This is a genomic window from Microcystis sp. BLCC-F210 (assembly GCF_042134685.1).
GTDB classification, from domain to species: Bacteria; Cyanobacteriota; Cyanobacteriia; order Cyanobacteriales; family Microcystaceae; genus Microcystis; species Microcystis aeruginosa_D.
In genome coordinates this window covers 868,711-885,915 of record NZ_CP169647.1, presented here as the reverse complement: position 1 = coordinate 885,915, position 17,205 = coordinate 868,711, and the positions used below count along the sequence as shown (strand labels likewise).

Here is a 17,205-nt window from a genome sequence, read left to right as displayed (position 1 = left end):
GATCCCTCCAATGGCTGGCGCTTTCTGATTGACAAAAAATCTAAAAGTCTTACCCAACAAGGTTTTTAGATTTATTCAGCAACATATAGTTAACTAGAATAATCTCGCTCACTTTTGGCATCACTCAGTTTAAATTTTTTGCTGTCACGATCTCACCTCTTGTCCCCTTGAGCCTGTAGGATAGGGTCAAGGGAAAAATTGCTAGTTCCCTCTATTGCGCTTGCTAGTCACACCCGACTCGAGACAGATTATCGATGAGCAGATCAACTTCTGTTTTAACAGAACTGTTGCAGTTACTCCCCCATTGGCGATCGCAGATGTACTTCAAAGCATCCCTGACTGCGCTATCCCACGCTATGGAGGATCAGGTTTTAGCGGAAGACGATCAACCGTTAGTGATTGCTAGTTTTCAGCGTGAGCGGTTTTATCGTCAAGAGGCCCATCGCTATCGACGCATTGCCCAAAAAAGCGGGCAAGTTTATGTTCTTTCCGCTCCAGAAACCGATTTTAAGCATAGTTCTGACATTTACGAGACGATCGCTTTTCAACCGGAGGACAGTTTAGCCCAAGAATGGCATCTAGTGGTTATCAGTCGCCATTATGCTAGTTGTTTAATCTGTCGAGAACGAACCCATCTGACAGCAGAAGGGGAAAATGAGGCAGTTATGGATAATAATCGTCGTTTTGAGGGGATTTGGACGAGCGATCGCCACCTGAGTCAACAGGCCGCCCAAATTCTTTTCAATCATATTCTCGATTATCGTCCCGAACTGGCCAAAAAAATTAGGCGCGCTCAAGAAGAATACCTGATCTGTGAACTGACGGACAGGGATCATCAAGAGGAACCGGATCCCTTTGTCCAGCGATTGGTCACTTATTTGCAAGCGGGACAGTATAAACTGTTGAAAGCCAATCGCTCCTTGGCATCGAAAGAACACAAGGAAAGACTGATCAACTCAGTGACAGCGGCGATCCGTCGTTCCCTCGATCCAGAAGATATCCTCCAGGTGGCAGTGCAGAAATTAGGGCAGGGATTGGGAGTCTGTCGCTGTGTGGTCTATCGTTGTAACGAGGCCGATATTAACGCTACCATCGAACACGAATTTTTAAACCCCGGGATTACTTCCATCAAAGGACAAAAATGGCCTCTGAAAAATAATCCTATTTTTCAGGAAGTGCTGGAATTGAGAGAATCCCTAAAAATCGAAGACGCTATTCACGATCCCCGTCTTCCCGGGGATTCCATTCAAAATCTGGTGCGGGAATGTTCCATCTATTCTTGGTTATTAGTACCGATTTTTTACCAAAGTCGTCTCTTGGGAATGCTGGAACTGCATCACTGTGGACCCTATACCACCACTTGGAAAAGCGAGGATGTCGCCCTGGTGGATGCGGTGGCCACTCAAATCGGAGTCGCTCTCATTCAAGCAGAGGCCTACGCTAATTTACAGGATTTAAATGAACAATTAGCCGCCCTCGATCGCACTCGTTCTAATTTAGTCGCTATTACCGGCCACGAATTACGCACCCCCCTGTCCACCATTCAAGTCTGTCTAGAAAGTTTGGCCTCGGAACCGGATATGCCAGCGGAAATGCGCCAAATTATGCTTGATACTGCCCTGAAAGATGCGGAACGAATGCGTAAATTAATCCAAGATTTTTTAACTCTTTCTCGGTTAGAAAGTGGCCGGGTTAATTGGAATCCCGAAGCTTTATCCTTATCGGAATGTGTGGAATTAGCCATCAGTCACGTTCACTCCCGCAATCTCGACAACGAAAATCCAAAAATTAGCAATCTTGTTCCCCCTAATCTGCCCTTTGTTTTAGCCGATGGCGAGTGGTTAGTGGAATTACTCTCCAAACTTCTCGATAATGCCTGTAAGTTTACCGGTCGCGGGGGAAATGTCTCGATCGAAGTCGCTTCCGGAAAGCCAAAAACTCTAGAAGTAACCATTTCTGACACTGGACGCGGGATCGAACCCAATCGTTTAGACAAGGTTTTTGATCGCTTTTACCAAGAGGAAGGGGCCCTGCGACGCAGTGCCGGGGGAACTGGTTTAGGTCTAGCTATCTGTCGTCAGATCGTTAATGGTTGGGGTGGCGAAATCTGGGCAGAATCCCAGGGGAAAAATAACGGCAGTCAGTTTCATTTTACTATTCCAATATTTAAAGATAAAACTAATGATAATCCCCAAAATACCGCTCCGAAAAAATCCTCCCGTCGTCCTGCCAGTAAACGTAAATAGTGGCTGGTTGCCCGTTGAGTTTTGGTTCTCTACTCGTGTAATAAATCCAGTTATTAAGAACTAATTATCTATTCCCCCCTTTTGCCTGCTTGTCTCTTGCCGTTCGGACTTCGGCGTGAGCTTTTGTCGAACGCTGAACTCACGGCCGAAGCCTTTTGCCTGTCCCGATATGTAAGTACCTAAGCAAAATTAATTACACATATCTAACCCCCCCCTTGCCTTTTGCCTTTCGCCTTTTGCCTTTCTTCACTAGGAAATTTATTTTGCACGACTACTTAGCATATACTCAACGGATTTAGTATGACTTCATATTCCGTTTCTTCATCAAAAACTAAACAAAAAAGCATTAAAAAAGAAGCATCCAATCCCCAAGATATATAATAAACTGAAAAGAGTAATCAATTAATCGTTTTTAGGTGAAAAAATTATGGGACGCGCCAAGAGAGTGGTTTTAGCCTATTCCGGAGGAGTCGATACTTCCGTTTGTATTCCCTATCTCAAACAGGAATGGGGAGTAGAAGAAGTGATTACCCTAGCGGCCGATTTAGGACAGGGAGACGAATTAGGACCGATTCAAGAAAAGGCTCTGCGCTGCGGAGCGATCGAATCCTTAGTGGTCAATGCTCAGGAAGAATTCGTCAAAGAATACGCTTTTCCCTCAATTCAAGCTAATGCTCTCTACGAAAATCGTTATCCCCTTTCTACCGCCTTGGCTCGTCCTTTAATCGCTAAATTATTAGTAGAGGCCGCCGAGAAATACGGGGCCGATGCCGTCGCTCACGGTTGCACCGGCAAAGGTAACGATCAAGTGCGTTTTGATGTGGGCATTATGGCCCTTAATCCTAGTTTAAAAGTTCTCGCTCCCGCCCGGGAATGGGGCATGAGTCGGGAAGAAACCATCGCCTACGGGGAAAAATTCGGGATCGAGTCTCCTGTGAAAAAATCCTCGCCTTTTAGTATCGATCGTAACCTGTTGGGGCGCAGTATTGAAGCCGGTCCCTTGGAAGATCCAATGACGGAACCCCCGGAAGAAATCTATCTAATGACTAAAGCGATCGCCGATACTCCCAACGAGCCGGAATACGTCGATATCGGTTTTAATCAGGGGATTCCTGTCAGTTTAAACGGAGAAAATCTCGATTCTGTCACGCTAATTAGTCAATTAAATGACCTAGTGGGTAAACACGGTGTTGGTCGTTTAGATATGATCGAAAACCGGGTAGTGGGAATTAAATCGCGAGAAATTTACGAGGCCCCGGCTTTATTAGTTTTAATTGATGCTCACCGGGACTTAGAAAGTTTGACTTTAACTGGAGATGTTACCCAGTATAAACGGGGAATTGAAGAGACCTACGGACAGTTAATTTATAAAGGATTGTGGTACAGTCCCTTAAAGGAAGCGATCGATGCTTTTATCCTCAAAACCCAAGAACAGGTAACGGGATCGGTGCGGGTGAAACTGTTTAAAGGTAACGCTAAAGTGGTCGGTCGTCAGTCAGTCAATTCTATCTATTCTCCCGATTTAGCTACCTACGGGGCCGAGGATCAATTTGATCATAAGGCTGCTGAAGGTTTCATCTATGTTTGGGGATTACCCAGCAAAGTTTGGGCCGAAAAAACTAGAGGGAAGTAATCAACAATCCTCCCCTAAGTAAGTGGGTGTTAATTCAGATTCCCCCAGCGATTAACACCCCCCTTATCAAGGGGGCAGGGGGGATCAGTACCCTTATCAAGGGGGGAAGGGGGGATCAGTACCCTTATCAAGGGGGGAAGGGGGGATCAGTACCCCCCTTATCAAGGGGGGAAGGGGGGATCAGTACCCCCCTTATCAAGGGGGCAGGGGGGATCAGTACCCTTATTAAGGGGGGAATCAACAAAAATTAAATTTCAACCAGACTCGATAACTGATTTAAATTTGATTACCGATTTTATCAGACTTAGGATTGTTAATAAAATTAAATATAACTAATGAAATTACTTTTTTAGAACCATGCCAGCAAAAGATATTTACCATGAAGCCGTGAAAAATGCCTTAATTAAAGACGGTTGGAGTATTTTAGCTGATCCTTATAAAATTAAATATAAAGATGTTGAATTTTTGCTGATTTAGCAGCAGAAAAACCTCTGGCTGCTGAAAGAAATGGACGTAAAATTGTTGTGGAAATCAAAAGCTTTTTAAGTCCCTCACCTATGAGAGATTTTGAAATAGCTTTAGGACAATATATTTTATATCGAAATTTAATCAGTCTATCTGCATTCCAAGCTATAACCTTGCAACGAGTCAATAATCTAAAAATATATTAAGTGCAGAAATCAATAAAAAATGATGATTAAATAACCCTTGACTCCCCCCCCCTTGTGATAGCTTCTGTTGTATGATATTGGCGCAAAACTAGCGTTAAATATGACCATATTTCCGTCCTATTATGGCCATCAAATCCATGAAAAAATTACTGACAATTTTAACCCCCTTGACTCTGATGGGGTTAGTAGCTGGGGTTACTCCTGCTCAAGCGGCAATAGTAGCTGGTTGGAATCATTTTAATGCTTCTACGGCAACCTATCCCAGAGCGGCGGATAATGTGGGTGCGAATATAACCAGCACTGGGTTAAACACCGCCGGGATACATCGGCGTAATACTTCAGCAGATTTCAGGTTGGGTAATGTGACTCTCAACCCTTGGAATGCAGGTAGCACTGTTAATACCAACCAATACGTGGAATTTGCCGTACAACCGGGTGCAGGTTTTCAAGTCGATTTTACTAACTTACAACTCAATGCGCGGCGGGATTCAACGCGGCTAGATTTGGTATTGCGCTCTAGTGTTGATGGGTTCACCAGTGATTTAGGGACACAAGTTAGCCTAACAACTAGCTCTAATACCTACAGCTTTGACCTAAGCAGTTTAGCACCCCAAACCGGCCCGGTACAGTTCCGTCTCTATGGACTGAATGCTTCTGCTGGTGTCTTCTTCTATGGTGAAAACTCCGCTAATGTTGCCGGGGGTGGGTTTGTGGCTCTTCATGGGGATATCACTCCTACTCCAACGGTTTCAACCCCCGAACCTAGTGGTATAGTGAGTTTAATCGCTGTTGGTGCGTTGGGTGCCGCTTCCCTTCGTCGTCGGGGATAAATTATCCTTGGCAGGGGCAACTACAGAGGGGTTGCCCCGAAATGCTATCATCAATTTTAGATTTGATCACCAGTTAATCAACATTATGTCATACAAAGATATTATTACCATAGAACCGGGAAAAAGGAGCGGAAAACCTTGTATTAGAGGAATGAGAATTACTGTTTATGATGTTCTCTCCTATCTGGCTTCGGGAATGACTTATGAGGAAATTTTAGAAGATTTTCCTTACTTAACCAAGGCGGATATTTTAGCCTGTTTGAGTTATGCCGCCGAGCGTGAACGTCAAACCATTTTAGTTAACTAATGAAGTTACTTTTTGATCACAATTTATCACCTCGCTTAGTTAGTCTATTAGTTGATATTTATCCCGATTCTAATCATCTTTACTTGCTGGGATTAGACCAAGAATCTGATTATTATGTCTGGGAAATAGCTAAAATACAAGACTATATTATTGTCACTAAAGATTCTGATTTTAATGAATTACTAATTTTTAAAGGTTTTCCGCCTAAAGTAATTTGGATTCGTTTGGGAAATTGCTCTACTAAAACTATAGAATCATTATTAAGAGATAACTACGAAGCTATTTTATCTTTTGAGCAAGATCAAAATCTTGGCATCATCGCTTTATCCTAATCCTTTGAGAGCAGAGCAAGTGTTCGCTTGTTTACATTTATGTGGGGAGGGTTATTGCGCGGCGCTATAGGAGCGAAGGAAATAATTAGGGTTTGCGGCAAAAAGTTTTTCGGGGGTGTGGGGTTTTAAGCTAACCTTGGAACGAGTCAACGAGTCAAAGAAATAAGTAGAGGTAGAACCTCACTTATCTGCGTTGCAAGCTATAACCTTACAACAAGTCAAAAATATTTATATAATCTAAAACTATCTTAAATACAAAAACTATAACAAATAATGATTAAGCAACCCTTGATTTCCACCCCCCCTTTGTGATAGCTTCGGCTGTAGGATATTGGCACAAAACTAGCGTTAAATATGATCATAATTTTGCCCTGTTACTGTCATCAAATCTATGAAAAAATTACTGACAATTTTAACCCCCTTGACTCTGATGGGGTTAGCCGGGGTTGCTCCTGCTCAAGCGGCAATAGTAGCTGGTTGGAATTCATTTGATGCCGCTACCGCATCCTATCCCAAAGCGGCGGATACTGTGGGTGCGAATATAACTAGCACTGGGTTAGACACCGCCGGGATAGATCGCCTGGTTCAGTCTTTCGTCTTGGGTTCTACTGTTAGTACATCGCCGGGTCGGTGGAATGGAAATAGTACTGTTAATACCAGCCAATACGTCGAATTTGCCGTACAACCTGGTGCGGGTTTTCAAGTCGATTTTACTAACTTGCAACTCAATGCGCGGCATGATGACACGGATCTAGATTTAGTCTTGCGCTCTAGTGTTGATGGGTTCACCAATAATTTAGGGACACAAGTTAGCCTAACAAATAGCCTTAATACCTACAGCTTTGACCTAAGCAGTTTAGCACCCCAAACCGGCCCGGTCCAGTTCCGTCTCTATGGACTGAATGCTTCTGGACTTAATGTCTGGTTCATTGCTAATAACTCTGCTAATGTTGCCGGGGGTGGGTTTGTGGCGCTTAATGGGGATATCACTGCTACTCCAACGGTTTCAACCCCGGAACCTAGTGGTATAGTGGGTTTAATCGCTGTTGGTGCGTTGGGTGCCGCTTCCCTTCGTCGTCGGGGATAAATTATCCTTGGCAGGGGCAACTAAAGAGGGGTTGCCCCGAAATTGGTTAAATATTATCAATATTCTTTTACATTTCCTCGGCAATTTGTTAAGGTGATAAGGTGAAAGAGGAATAACAATCAATAGAGCCAATGACTCCCCAATTAATGATTCAACCTTCGTCTTTAATGAGAGAAGGGGTTGAACTCCGCGAATTTGGTAACATTTATTTATTCAGGTTTACTTCAGAGCTACAATCTCGTTTTGAGCAGTTATTAGCTAAGAAGAAAACTGACAGTCTCTCTGTTGACGAAGAAGCGGAGTATGCTGGACTTTCTGAACTAGAGCGAGTTTTTACGCTTATTAACGCCCAACTTGCCACAAAAAGTCAATGGTGTCCCTATCAACTCGAAGAATAGTCCGACAACGAGCCAAATATCTTTGTGAATATTGTCATTCTCCAGAATACTTGAGTCCAGACCTTTTTACCCTTGACCACATATTGCCAAAGTCCTTGGGGGGGACTGATAATCCTGACAATCTTTGTTTGGCTTGTCATCGTTGTAACGAGCGACACTATAACTTTACCACAGCGATTGACCCTTCTACTCAAACAGAAGTCTCTCTATTTAATCCCAGAGTGCAGCAGTGGGGAGAACATTTTATCTGGACAAAAGACGGACTAAAAATTATCGGCATAACTCCTATAGGTAGAGCGACTTGTCATCGTTTTGACTTTAATGATGAACAAAGGGATGAACCATCTATCCAAACAGCGCGCCAGTTTTGGGTTGTGGCAGGGTGGCATCCTCCCCAGTCAGATCCCTGTCAGGATTGAAACCTTTCAAAGAGGATTAATTTCAACCTTAGAAGCATAAATCCTAACCCTATTCCCGACTATATTCCCTGTCCTTTACGTTTCCTCGGCAATTTGTTACAATGTTTCTTGAGTATGTTTCTATTTTTTAATTAGAGAAAATATGCAGATAAAAGACATGACTCCCCAAGAGTTACAAAGTTTAATCCGTAATACAGTAGATGATACTCTAGATGAATACTTTGGTGATCCGGATGAGGGAAAACAAGTTAAGGAGTCTTTTAGAGAAAAGTTATTAGAAATCCAACAAAAAAGATTACAAGGAAGAGCGACTGTTCCCGCAGCTGAGGTGGATAAAAGATATGGGATAGAATCTTAAATGAGCTATTCTGTTACTTTTGAACCAGAGTCGATAACTGATTTAGATTTGATCACAGATTTTAAGTAGCTGGTTATAATTAAATTAAAAATGGATTTTAGGTTCGATCCCCCCTGCCCCCCTTGATAAGGGGGGTGCCGACAGGCGGGGGGATCTGAAAGTTTTTAATACCTACCTACTTATCAGACTGAGGATTCTTAATAAAATTAAATGGTTAGCTATCAACTTTGAACAGATAACTCCCCTACCTCTTACGAGAGAATGGTCAGGGTTTTACAAATTAAGAGGAGGAGATTATCGGGTTATTTATGAATTTGATCGAGAGAGTAGGATAATTATTAGAGTAGGTCATAGAAGTGAAGTTTATGACTAAATACTTACTAAAATAATTGGGATCAGCAATAAGCTAAGATACATTTTAAATGCCTATTCTTACTTTATTGCCTGTGCTTTAAGTCGGGTAACAAAGGGAGAATCTCCAGCTTTTTCTCGCATTTTTTGGGCAAATTATCAATCAGCTTGGATAGCTTGATCTAATTCCTCTCTATGTTCCCAATAGTAAGCTAATGCTGAGTGAATTTGACTCATACTTAAATCATGATGGTTAATGTGAATTTCTGCTGGAGTGCAACCGTAGGCTATTTGTGCCATAACTAAATCAATCACTTTCAGGGTAGAACCCGCAATTATTGGTACTCCCCGATGATCAATTGCAATATGTTTATAGTCTGTGAGATTTGTTGTCATGTAGAGAAAGTTAAGCTAAAACACATTTAGGACTATGCCGCTTTTTTTCCTGGCTCACTACTTCAGATGTACCAAGTCTAAAGCAGCAGGAAATGCCGTCACTCTAGGCATCTAGAGGACAGAACTAGGGTTATTACCAAGAGGCTAATCCTCTAAACGTCTTACTGTCTAGTTTCTAGCCAACGAATCGCACCATGCCCCACACCCCACTTCCCAATCACCAGATCATTCTCAAGATAGTGATGGTGAGTTAAACTAGCAGGTAAAAGTAAAAAGCGATAAAAATCACACAATGATTTTATAGTCCTTCCATCATTCTTAACAAACCCCGTGACCATTCTTTGCTGGCTTGATCGCATTAGTGCTTCTGATCGCCCCCTAGTGGGGGAAAAAGCTTTTATTGCCAGTGAATTACACCAGCGAGGATACCCAATTATCAGGGGATTTGCCATTTTTAACCGCATTTTTGCGGAATTTTTGGAAAGCATCAACAATGCTGACTCGTTTCTGACTGATTTTCCGCAATCTTCTCTCTATTTAGACGTAGATAACGCAAAAGCTTTGCAATTAGTCGCCAAAGAAAGTCGGCGCGCCATTTTACAAGCTAAAATTCCTCCTCTCTGGTTAGAGGAACTGGCAGCGGCCGTGGCACAATTATCCATGGATAGCCTAGTATGGCGCTTTTCCTTACCTGCTCATCTGTCTCGACGAACTCTCGGTTTATTTTCCGCCCCCATCAGTGGAATTAAAGCAGATAATCTAGAAAATGCCCTAAAACAAGCTTGGGCGGAGTTATTCACCGCCAGAAGTCTATTTTATTGGCGAAAAATGGGAATTGGTTTAGAAAAAATTCAATTATCTTTACTGGTACAACCGTTATTACCAGCCAATTGTGCGGGAAATGTGTTGATTAATGAGGATAACTGGCAAATTCAGGCAGTTTGGGGATTAGGACACAGTTTAGTTAATGGAGAAGTGGCACCGGATGCCTACATTATCGATCGCTCCGGTCAATTACGCAGTCGGCAATTAGGCAATAAATGCCGCGCTTATTATCTCAACAGTGACAGTAATCTGCTTGCACCACAATTATTAGCACCCAGTTTACAGGAAAGCTACTGTTTAGATAATTTCGCCCTCGATCGCCTTTGTCAACTGGTTCAATCTCTACTGGCGGAAAAACCCAGCCTAACCAGCATAGAATGGCTGATGATGCTGGATGGTCAAATTTATATTCTCAACTGTCACAGTCAGGAAATCACCCCCACTACCTCCAATTATCCCTTAAGAGGATTAGGGGCATCCCCAGGGTTGGCATCGGGAGTGGCAAAAGTGATCAGCAATTTCGACTCCCCAGAGGCAAATTTTCAGGATTGCATTCTGGTTACTGCTAATTTACCTCCGAAAAAACTGCCCCATTTACGCCAAATTCGAGCAATGATCACGGAACAGGGGGGATTAACTAGCCATGGAGCCATCTTAGCCCGGGAATTAGCCATTCCTGCCATTGTCGGGGTGAAAAATGCCACAGAAATTATCCGCTCAGGGGAGATAATTTTAGTAGATGGCACGAGGGGAATTATTTCTCTGGCATCTCAGGAACAGATTTCCTTACCCCCAGCACCCCCCAGAGAAACCGACGGGACGGCAATTGCTACCCGTTTGATGGTTAATCTCAGTCAAACTGAAAGTATTGTCAGAATCCGAGAACTGCCTATTGATGGGATCGGTTTATTGCGCTCAGAATGGATGATTTTAGAGTTACTTTCTCAGCGTAATCTAGAAGAATGGTTAACTCCAGAGGATCAAGAAGCATTTATCGAGAGATTAAGTGGTTTAATCGCACAATTTGCCCTTAGTATCCAGCCTAAGCCTTTATTTTACCGTTCTTTTGATGCTCAAGATTCGGCTAAAGACAGTCGGGGAACCCATGGTTATATTTTAGATCCGACTCTATTTGATCTAGAATTGCAAGCTTTACGACGGGTACAAACCACCAGCGCCACCAATATTAATTTACTGCTTCCCTTTGTCCGCGGGGTTGAAGAATTTATTTTTTGCCGGCAACGGGTACAATCAGCTTTACTCACTCAAGTCCCTTCTTTCCAATTGGGGATAATGGTGGAAGTACCGGGGGTAATCTTTCAATTGAGGGATTATGTGCAAGCGGGCGTACAGTTAATCGCTATTGGTACTAATGATTTAACTCAATTACTGTTAGGCAGCGATCGAGAAGATTTCTCAGAATATTTTAATGCCCGTCATCCCGCAGTCAGGGCAGCTTTAAAACAAATTATCACCCAAGCAAAAGTTTTACATATCCCCTGTTCCGTTTGCGGCATGGCTATCGTCCAGCATCCTGAACTTATCGATGATTTGATTGCTTGGGGTGTGACTTCTCTTTCGGTGGATACAGAAGCAGTTTTAGCCACTAGAGAGGCAATTGTTCGCGCCGAAAGAAGGTTTTTATTGGAAAATGGCAGATAACCTCGGCAAAAGGAGCGTTAGGGGTTGGCTGTTGGGGAAGATGTTAAGTAGGGTTTGCGGCAAAAAGTTTGTTGGTGGGGTTAGGAGTCAGTTATCAGTTATCAGTTATCAGTTAGAAGAGGATAGGGAAATGGGGGAATAGGGTAATGGGGAGATAGAGTAATTTCCACTAAAACCCTAAAACCCTAAAACCCCACTCCCCCAACACCCCACTTCATAATTCATAATTTATAATTCATAATTTATAATTCATAATTTATAATTCCCATGAGCTTCGTGTTAGTAAGTCTGTCAAACTACTTAGCTTCGCCGAACGTCCGAAGGTTGCGCACGAAGTGGTCTCCCGAATTCATAATTCATAATTCATAATTCCCCACTTCCCTGCTCTTCTTAAACAGGATTTGGCATTAGATAGCGAACAGCCTGTCCCCTAATGCCTAGAGAATTTCAATAATTCCTTGACTGCCATCGAGACGAATTAATTGACCATCTTTTAACAATTTCATGGCATTATGCACATCCATAACCGCTGGAATTCCGTATTCTCTGGCAATGATAGCACCATGGGATAATTGTCCCCCCACCTCGGCAATAATGCCCACAGCCTGGGATAATAAAGGGGACCATCCTGAGTCAGTATAGGGAATAACGAGAATAGTATTAGGGGGAATTTCTAGATTTTGTAAGGTGGGCATAATTTTGACTCGTCCCTCCACTGTCCCCCCACTAGCTGCAATTCCCTGTAAGCGTTTTTTGGCAGTTAAATTTGAAACTAAAAATTCTTTTTTCGGTGGTTGTCCATAAACGATATAGGGAATATCGGTTAATTGAGAGTTTTCTTGGAATTGTTGACGACGCTGACGGATAATCTGGTTAAGATTGGCGATTTTATTATTCTGACCTAACTGGGTAACTTCTGAGTAATTTAGATAAAATATATCTCCCGTCTCTGATAATATTTGCTGCTGTAACCAGAGGGTTTCCAAAGCGAGAAAATGCCAGCGTAGGTGAGCTAAAAGACGGGAGTAAATTTCAGTCACTTGGTTTTTGATATTTAATCTTTTTTGGACATTGTGGGAAGATTTGACTTTTTTCTGGCTATTATTGCCTGGAATATCTAAGGGTAGTTGTAGCAGATATGGGGGATTTTCTCGCCATCTCGGTATCGAAATATCGGTCCCCACTTCGCTTAAATAACCGTAGGTTTCTAACCAGAGGGAAAAAGCTGAGTCAAAATCTCGATCAAGCGTATTTTTTCTCAGTTCAGATAGCGATCGCATTGAGGCTATTTCTGGTGCTTGGGAGTTATCCAATCTCTCAAAAGGTACTTGCGAAATACTGCGACGCAAAGCGAAGCTAAGAGGGGCAAGAATACTATAGTAGGTGGCTTTTTTTAAGACGGTTAAAATCTCCTCAATTTGCTCTAAAATCTCCCCTGAAGATAAAGCTTCTAGGGAAGTAGCGTTAATTTTTTCGAGCGTTGGGATAAAATAGTTTTTTTGATCTTGGCTAAAGTCTTTTTCTAACTGTAATTCCCGTCCTAAAAGTTTTAATAAACCAGGGGAATTAGCCAAAGTTGCCGTTAAAGGTGGTTTGGTAAACTTTGCCCCTTTGGTCAGGAATTCTAAGCTTTCTGGAGGTAATCCCATGCGACGGAAAATTGTTCCTAACAAAGAAGCATTAAAATAGGCTCTTTGATAGTGTAAAGTCGCTGTTTCATTGAAATCCAAATCGAGGGCTTTTTTGTCTAAAACTAACCGGAAAATATCTCCCCAAACTCCACAGGTTAAAGGACGATTGATTGACCAAGGCAAAGGACGAATCACACCAGGGATAACTTCAGCCGCGATTTTTCTTGTCCAAATTGGCTGTAAATTAGTGATAGGACGGCACTGTAATAACCATAATTTTTGTCCGTCATGAGTCCATTCTATATCTTGGGGAATGCCATGTTTAAGGGTTTCTAATTCCCGACAAAGATTAGCTACCTGTTGAATAATAGCCGGGGGAATATCTCCCTCTCCAATGATGATATTTTCTTCTAAATTAACTCGATAACTTTCGGGGGTGATTCTTCCCGATACAACTCTGGTGGCATCTCCGGGTAAAGCTTCAATAACCACATCTAAACTGAGAGGATTAATCGGATCACGACTGAAGGCAACTCCCGAAAAAACTCCTCGAATTTGTTCTTGAATTAACACAGCCATGGCCGTGTTTTCTTGACCTCGATCGAGTCGATAATTAACAGCATTAGGACTATTATAGGAGGTTTGGCAACTTAAAATCGCCGCCGCTAAATTTTCTCGATCAACAACGTTAAGAATTGTGGTATATTGTCCCGCAGATGAAGCAGTTTCACTATCTTCTCCAATAGCGGAAGAGCGCACGACTAAGGGATGATTAATATCAGGATTAAGAGATTCTATTAACGGTTGTGGATCATCCCCTGCTGGTAAAATCCACCCCCTAGGAATGGGATAACCGGCACGCTTAAGATCGGCTAGAGTAGCGGCCTTTTGTCCCACTTTTAAAGCTGCCAGATTGTCATCAAGAGTTCGGATCGATCGATCTCCACGAAAAAAACGAAACATAGTTTTTGATTCATTGTTAACACTTGCTTCAGGTAAGTCTAAATCATCGGCGATTTTTTGAAAAATTGCCCCTAATAAACAGGCTAAAGCAATGGCAGTTATAATATAACCTGAATCGTGGGGACGGCGCAAGGTGAGAATTAAAGCTAATAAAAATAATCCTACCAATCTACCCGTAGATTTTTCCCGAAAAATAGTAAAGCTAATCCCACTAATAATTGAGGTGAGAAAAACAGCGGCAAAATCGTGAACGATTAATCCCCAGAAAACATTAGTAGTTCCTGCACCTTTTCCTAACCAATAGCGTCCCATGACTAAGGCAATTAAAGCTAATAATTCCCAAGTGGAGCCGGTGGGAAAAAAGCAACGGGTTAGGAGAATAACGATAATTCCCTTGGCTGCTTCCGAAATTACCGCCAAAATTCCCACTAATTTACCCCCATGGTAAAAAGCGGCAGTTACACCGATATTACCAGTCCCTAATTGGGATAATTTACGTCCAGTTACGACATAATTTATCCAGTCGATCAGAGGCAGTCCCCCGATTATGGGACAGACTAAAAAAATAAATAGGGAACCCCAAATTTCTGTCATTATATTTTCTGGCTCTAAAAAATAGTTACTTCTCGGTGGAGTCCTGTCGGGTATCGAGGTTAGAATAATTCCGTTAACACTCCCTTAAATCTTATATGGTATTCTAGCTCTATTAACCTACGACATTATTTATTTTAAATTTTACTTCATAAATACTTACAGTTTTTCTCGGACAGATGAGGTATAATGACAGAGATTGCAGCAATTACGGGTGTCTTTCTTGGAGACTGACCTAAAAGCTTCTTCGAGAGCCTTGTTTAAGTCTCGATAATTTTTCGGTTGCAATTTTCCCAAGATAGACTTGGCTTTTGGGCAAAAGTTTTCAATAGTTTTCAATCGAGGTAAAGTCGAGAGAGTAAGACGGACTTCTTCGCTGACATGAATTTTATCGCTCACCGTTGGCTCATTTCTGGAACCGAAAATTTGATAAATTGTCTCAAATGTAGTCTGGCAAAAGCATTGAGTGTTATACTCGAATATTTGTTGGTACAAAAAAACATTTTGAGTTTAAGAAATCGCCACTGTTCTGCTTACCTTATTCGCTAAAAAGCATACACTATAAAGGTTACGGCAATTTTAAAACCCTTACCTTAAAAAATTAAGCCAACAATGAGTTATAGTTGATAGCAATTACACAAAATTATTATCTTAAAAATAAAATAAAACTAGGTTTATGTTGCTTGATTCTTTGGCAATGTCTTCAGTAGAACTAGATAATCTAAATCAACTTCCTGATTGTTCAGCAATATATTTTGTTTGCTATCGATTCTCAAAATAAAATTCTTTATATTGGTCAAGCAGTTAGTCTTTTAAATCGCTGGAAAAATCATCATCGTATATATCAATTACAAGAAATTAATCAAGATTATCCTGTAAGAATAACTTGGCAAGTTGGCAATAATGAAGAGTTAAATGAAATTGAACTATATCTAACTAAACATTTTCCACTTTTGCTAAATAGAACAGAAGTTAAATCTCCACTAGAGCATCAATTGCATATCCTCCTTGGGGAATTCCAATAATAGGACAGCCTATATACAATGTTCCCTCTACATCTGTTCTTTCCTCAAAATATTTAGCTAATCTTTGAGAAAATACAGGTTTAGCTGAAGAACTGCGAATAACGTTAATCATAATTTTTACATTGTAAGTTCTTTTACCAGAATCATTAGATACCTATTGATTCTTGAGGAGGGCAACAAAATTACTATAGCATTTTTTTAACCATCAAGTTATGTTATGATCATCCGTTAATCCCCAGTTCTAATCTAAAGCTATAAATATAGGTATTAACCTCTCACAATAAACCGCGATAGCGGATAAAAACGAGGACTACTGCCCAGGAACCTAAAGCTACTTTAACGGCGACTAAAATGTTTAGTATCGGTAAAATACCCCCACTAAATAGCGCCCCTAATTCCCCGTGGGGTAACTCAAATCCCGATAGAGTAATGGCTGCTAAAACAATAAAAACTAAGACGGAAATTTTCTCCCATGTTGCCGCTTGCCAACGGCGATAAATTGCCTGCATCCATTCGGGAGACGAGGTAATTGCTATTAAACCAATTGCTGTACCTCCGGCGACTCCAGCGGCAAAACCTCCCCCCGGACTTAAATGGCCGCGGATAGCTAATTCAATGCCCACTAAAGCGGCAATTGTTGACCCTAAACGGGCTAAAATAATTGAAGGTTGGTCGGTAAATTGATGGATTTTACTGGCGGGTTTTTCGGTGGCTAAAAGAAAATTCGCCCCCATAATGGCAATGGTAAAAACCACCACTTCATAGATAGTATCGTAAAGACGATTACGAAAAATAATCACCGAAACCGCATTAGGAACACCACCGTCGCGCACCAGCGATTCAACAATTTCTAAGGATGATATAGAGGAGGCAGTATTGGGAATAATTACCATTTTGACAGCGAAGGCAATGGCGGCTAGAGTATAAATCCATTTCATTAGTGTTTCTCCTCTAATTTTGGGGTTTCAATACAGGTTAAAATCGTGTTGGCTACCGTTAATTCATTTTTAAAAATATCGTAGAGATAGGGTAATCTAATTGTGGTTTCGTAGGGGATAGTTTCTGGATTGTCTTGACGGATACAGACGGCATGAACATCTTTATCCCTAAGTGCCTGTTGCAAAGCTTGTTTGTCACTGTAGGCAACTAATTCTAAACGCATAAAACGTTTACTTAAAACCGTTTGTAGTTGAGTTTTTAACTGTTCTAAAACTGTATCAGTTTCCTCGGCAATTACTCCTAAACGCATCACTAAAGAGGAACGAATCGCCACCGCGTAGAGAGTTACGGCTAACATGGTTCCCATCAAAGCTTCGGTTAAAGACACATCTGCTGCCCCTAATAAAGCATAAACTAAAGCGGCTATTGCCCCTAAAACCCCGCGAATTACTAAAGCTTGGTAGGGATTGGATTGTAACATCACCATCGCCGCAGTTAAAGGCAAGAGGGCAACAATAACATAGAGATAACTTTCATTCAT

The 17,205-nt window shown here is 41.7% G+C and carries 18 protein-coding genes and 1 pseudogene; 12 read left to right on the top strand and 7 right to left on the bottom strand.

Annotated features, from left to right (window positions below; genetic code table 11):
* The first annotated feature begins 254 nt into the window (after nucleotides 1-254).
* From ACE3JL_RS04365 to ACE3JL_RS04315, 11 genes and pseudogenes are all read left to right on the top strand, one after another.
* On the top strand, nucleotides 255-2,246 hold the full coding sequence (locus ACE3JL_RS04365) for a DICT sensory domain-containing protein (RefSeq protein WP_271992616.1): 1,992 nt from the start codon (nucleotides 255-257) through the stop codon (nucleotides 2,244-2,246).
* A gap of 427 nt (nucleotides 2,247-2,673) precedes the next feature.
* On the top strand, nucleotides 2,674-3,879 hold the full coding sequence (locus ACE3JL_RS04360) for an argininosuccinate synthase (protein ID WP_046663067.1): 1,206 nt from the start codon (nucleotides 2,674-2,676) through the stop codon (nucleotides 3,877-3,879).
* A gap of 357 nt (nucleotides 3,880-4,236) precedes the next feature.
* Nucleotides 4,237-4,496: pseudogene (locus tag ACE3JL_RS04355) on the top strand (element excision factor XisH family protein); the annotation flags it as partial.
* A gap of 191 nt (nucleotides 4,497-4,687) precedes the next feature.
* Complete coding sequence (locus tag ACE3JL_RS04350; RefSeq protein WP_271992624.1) at nucleotides 4,688-5,380, top strand: PEP-CTERM sorting domain-containing protein; 693 nt, start codon at nucleotides 4,688-4,690, stop codon at nucleotides 5,378-5,380.
* Between the two features lie 85 nt (nucleotides 5,381-5,465).
* A complete protein-coding gene (locus ACE3JL_RS04345; RefSeq protein WP_002750124.1) occupies nucleotides 5,466-5,687 on the top strand; it encodes a DUF433 domain-containing protein in 222 nt (73 codons plus the stop codon).
* The gene (locus ACE3JL_RS04340; RefSeq protein ID WP_271992614.1) at nucleotides 5,687-6,019 is read left to right on the top strand and encodes a DUF5615 family PIN-like protein; all 333 of its coding nucleotides are present in this window, start codon (nucleotides 5,687-5,689) and stop codon (nucleotides 6,017-6,019) included. The genes ACE3JL_RS04345 and ACE3JL_RS04340 overlap by 1 nt, the downstream gene beginning before the upstream one ends.
* A gap of 391 nt (nucleotides 6,020-6,410) precedes the next feature.
* A complete protein-coding gene (locus ACE3JL_RS04335) occupies nucleotides 6,411-7,106 on the top strand; it encodes a PEP-CTERM sorting domain-containing protein (protein WP_375328920.1) in 696 nt (231 codons plus the stop codon).
* A gap of 131 nt (nucleotides 7,107-7,237) precedes the next feature.
* Complete coding sequence (locus ACE3JL_RS04330) at nucleotides 7,238-7,504, top strand: hypothetical protein (protein WP_052278253.1); 267 nt, start codon at nucleotides 7,238-7,240, stop codon at nucleotides 7,502-7,504.
* Nucleotides 7,477-7,923 (top strand): HNH endonuclease, encoded by a 447-nt coding sequence (locus ACE3JL_RS04325; RefSeq protein WP_271992610.1) that lies wholly within the window; start codon nucleotides 7,477-7,479, stop codon nucleotides 7,921-7,923. Before ACE3JL_RS04330 ends, ACE3JL_RS04325 begins: the two co-directional genes overlap by 28 nt.
* A gap of 142 nt (nucleotides 7,924-8,065) precedes the next feature.
* Nucleotides 8,066-8,281, top strand: coding sequence for a hypothetical protein (locus ACE3JL_RS04320; RefSeq protein WP_271992607.1), 216 nt, complete (start codon nucleotides 8,066-8,068; stop codon nucleotides 8,279-8,281).
* Between the two features lie 94 nt (nucleotides 8,282-8,375).
* Entirely contained in the window at nucleotides 8,376-8,654 is a 279-nt protein-coding gene (locus tag ACE3JL_RS04315; protein ID WP_334311270.1) for a type II toxin-antitoxin system RelE/ParE family toxin, read from the top strand.
* A gap of 137 nt (nucleotides 8,655-8,791) precedes the next feature.
* Here ACE3JL_RS04315 and ACE3JL_RS04310 read toward each other — a convergent pair whose 3' ends face one another.
* Both ACE3JL_RS04310 and ACE3JL_RS04305 read right to left on the bottom strand, forming a co-directional pair.
* Nucleotides 8,792-9,028: a DUF433 domain-containing protein gene (locus ACE3JL_RS04310; protein ID WP_375328919.1), complete on the bottom strand. Its 237-nt coding sequence runs from the start codon at nucleotides 9,026-9,028 to the stop codon at nucleotides 8,792-8,794.
* A gap of 161 nt (nucleotides 9,029-9,189) precedes the next feature.
* Nucleotides 9,190-9,321, bottom strand: a complete 132-nt coding sequence (locus ACE3JL_RS04305; protein WP_375328918.1) for a hypothetical protein — start codon at nucleotides 9,319-9,321, stop codon at nucleotides 9,190-9,192.
* 37 nt (nucleotides 9,322-9,358) lie between these two features.
* Between ACE3JL_RS04305 and ACE3JL_RS04300 the strand changes: the two genes are divergently transcribed.
* A complete protein-coding gene (locus ACE3JL_RS04300; protein WP_375328917.1) occupies nucleotides 9,359-11,515 on the top strand; it encodes a putative PEP-binding protein in 2,157 nt (718 codons plus the stop codon).
* Nucleotides 11,516-11,952: 437 nt separating this feature from the next.
* Here the strand turns inward: ACE3JL_RS04300 and ACE3JL_RS04295 are convergent, their stop codons facing one another.
* From ACE3JL_RS04295 to ACE3JL_RS04275, 5 genes are all read right to left on the bottom strand, one after another.
* A complete protein-coding gene (locus ACE3JL_RS04295; RefSeq protein WP_375328916.1) occupies nucleotides 11,953-14,703 on the bottom strand; it encodes a glycerol-3-phosphate acyltransferase in 2,751 nt (916 codons plus the stop codon).
* Between the two features lie 156 nt (nucleotides 14,704-14,859).
* Nucleotides 14,860-15,195, bottom strand: a complete 336-nt coding sequence (locus tag ACE3JL_RS04290) for a hypothetical protein (RefSeq protein WP_271992603.1) — start codon at nucleotides 15,193-15,195, stop codon at nucleotides 14,860-14,862.
* A gap of 477 nt (nucleotides 15,196-15,672) precedes the next feature.
* Entirely contained in the window at nucleotides 15,673-15,837 is a 165-nt protein-coding gene (locus ACE3JL_RS04285; RefSeq protein WP_271992601.1) for a hypothetical protein, read from the bottom strand.
* A 163-nt stretch (nucleotides 15,838-16,000) separates the two neighbouring features.
* The gene (locus ACE3JL_RS04280; RefSeq protein ID WP_271992600.1) at nucleotides 16,001-16,663 is read right to left on the bottom strand and encodes a Na(+)/H(+) antiporter subunit B; all 663 of its coding nucleotides are present in this window, start codon (nucleotides 16,661-16,663) and stop codon (nucleotides 16,001-16,003) included.
* The gene (locus tag ACE3JL_RS04275) at nucleotides 16,663-17,205 is read right to left on the bottom strand and encodes a DUF4040 domain-containing protein (RefSeq protein WP_375328915.1); all 543 of its coding nucleotides are present in this window, start codon (nucleotides 17,203-17,205) and stop codon (nucleotides 16,663-16,665) included. The genes ACE3JL_RS04280 and ACE3JL_RS04275 overlap by 1 nt, the downstream gene beginning before the upstream one ends.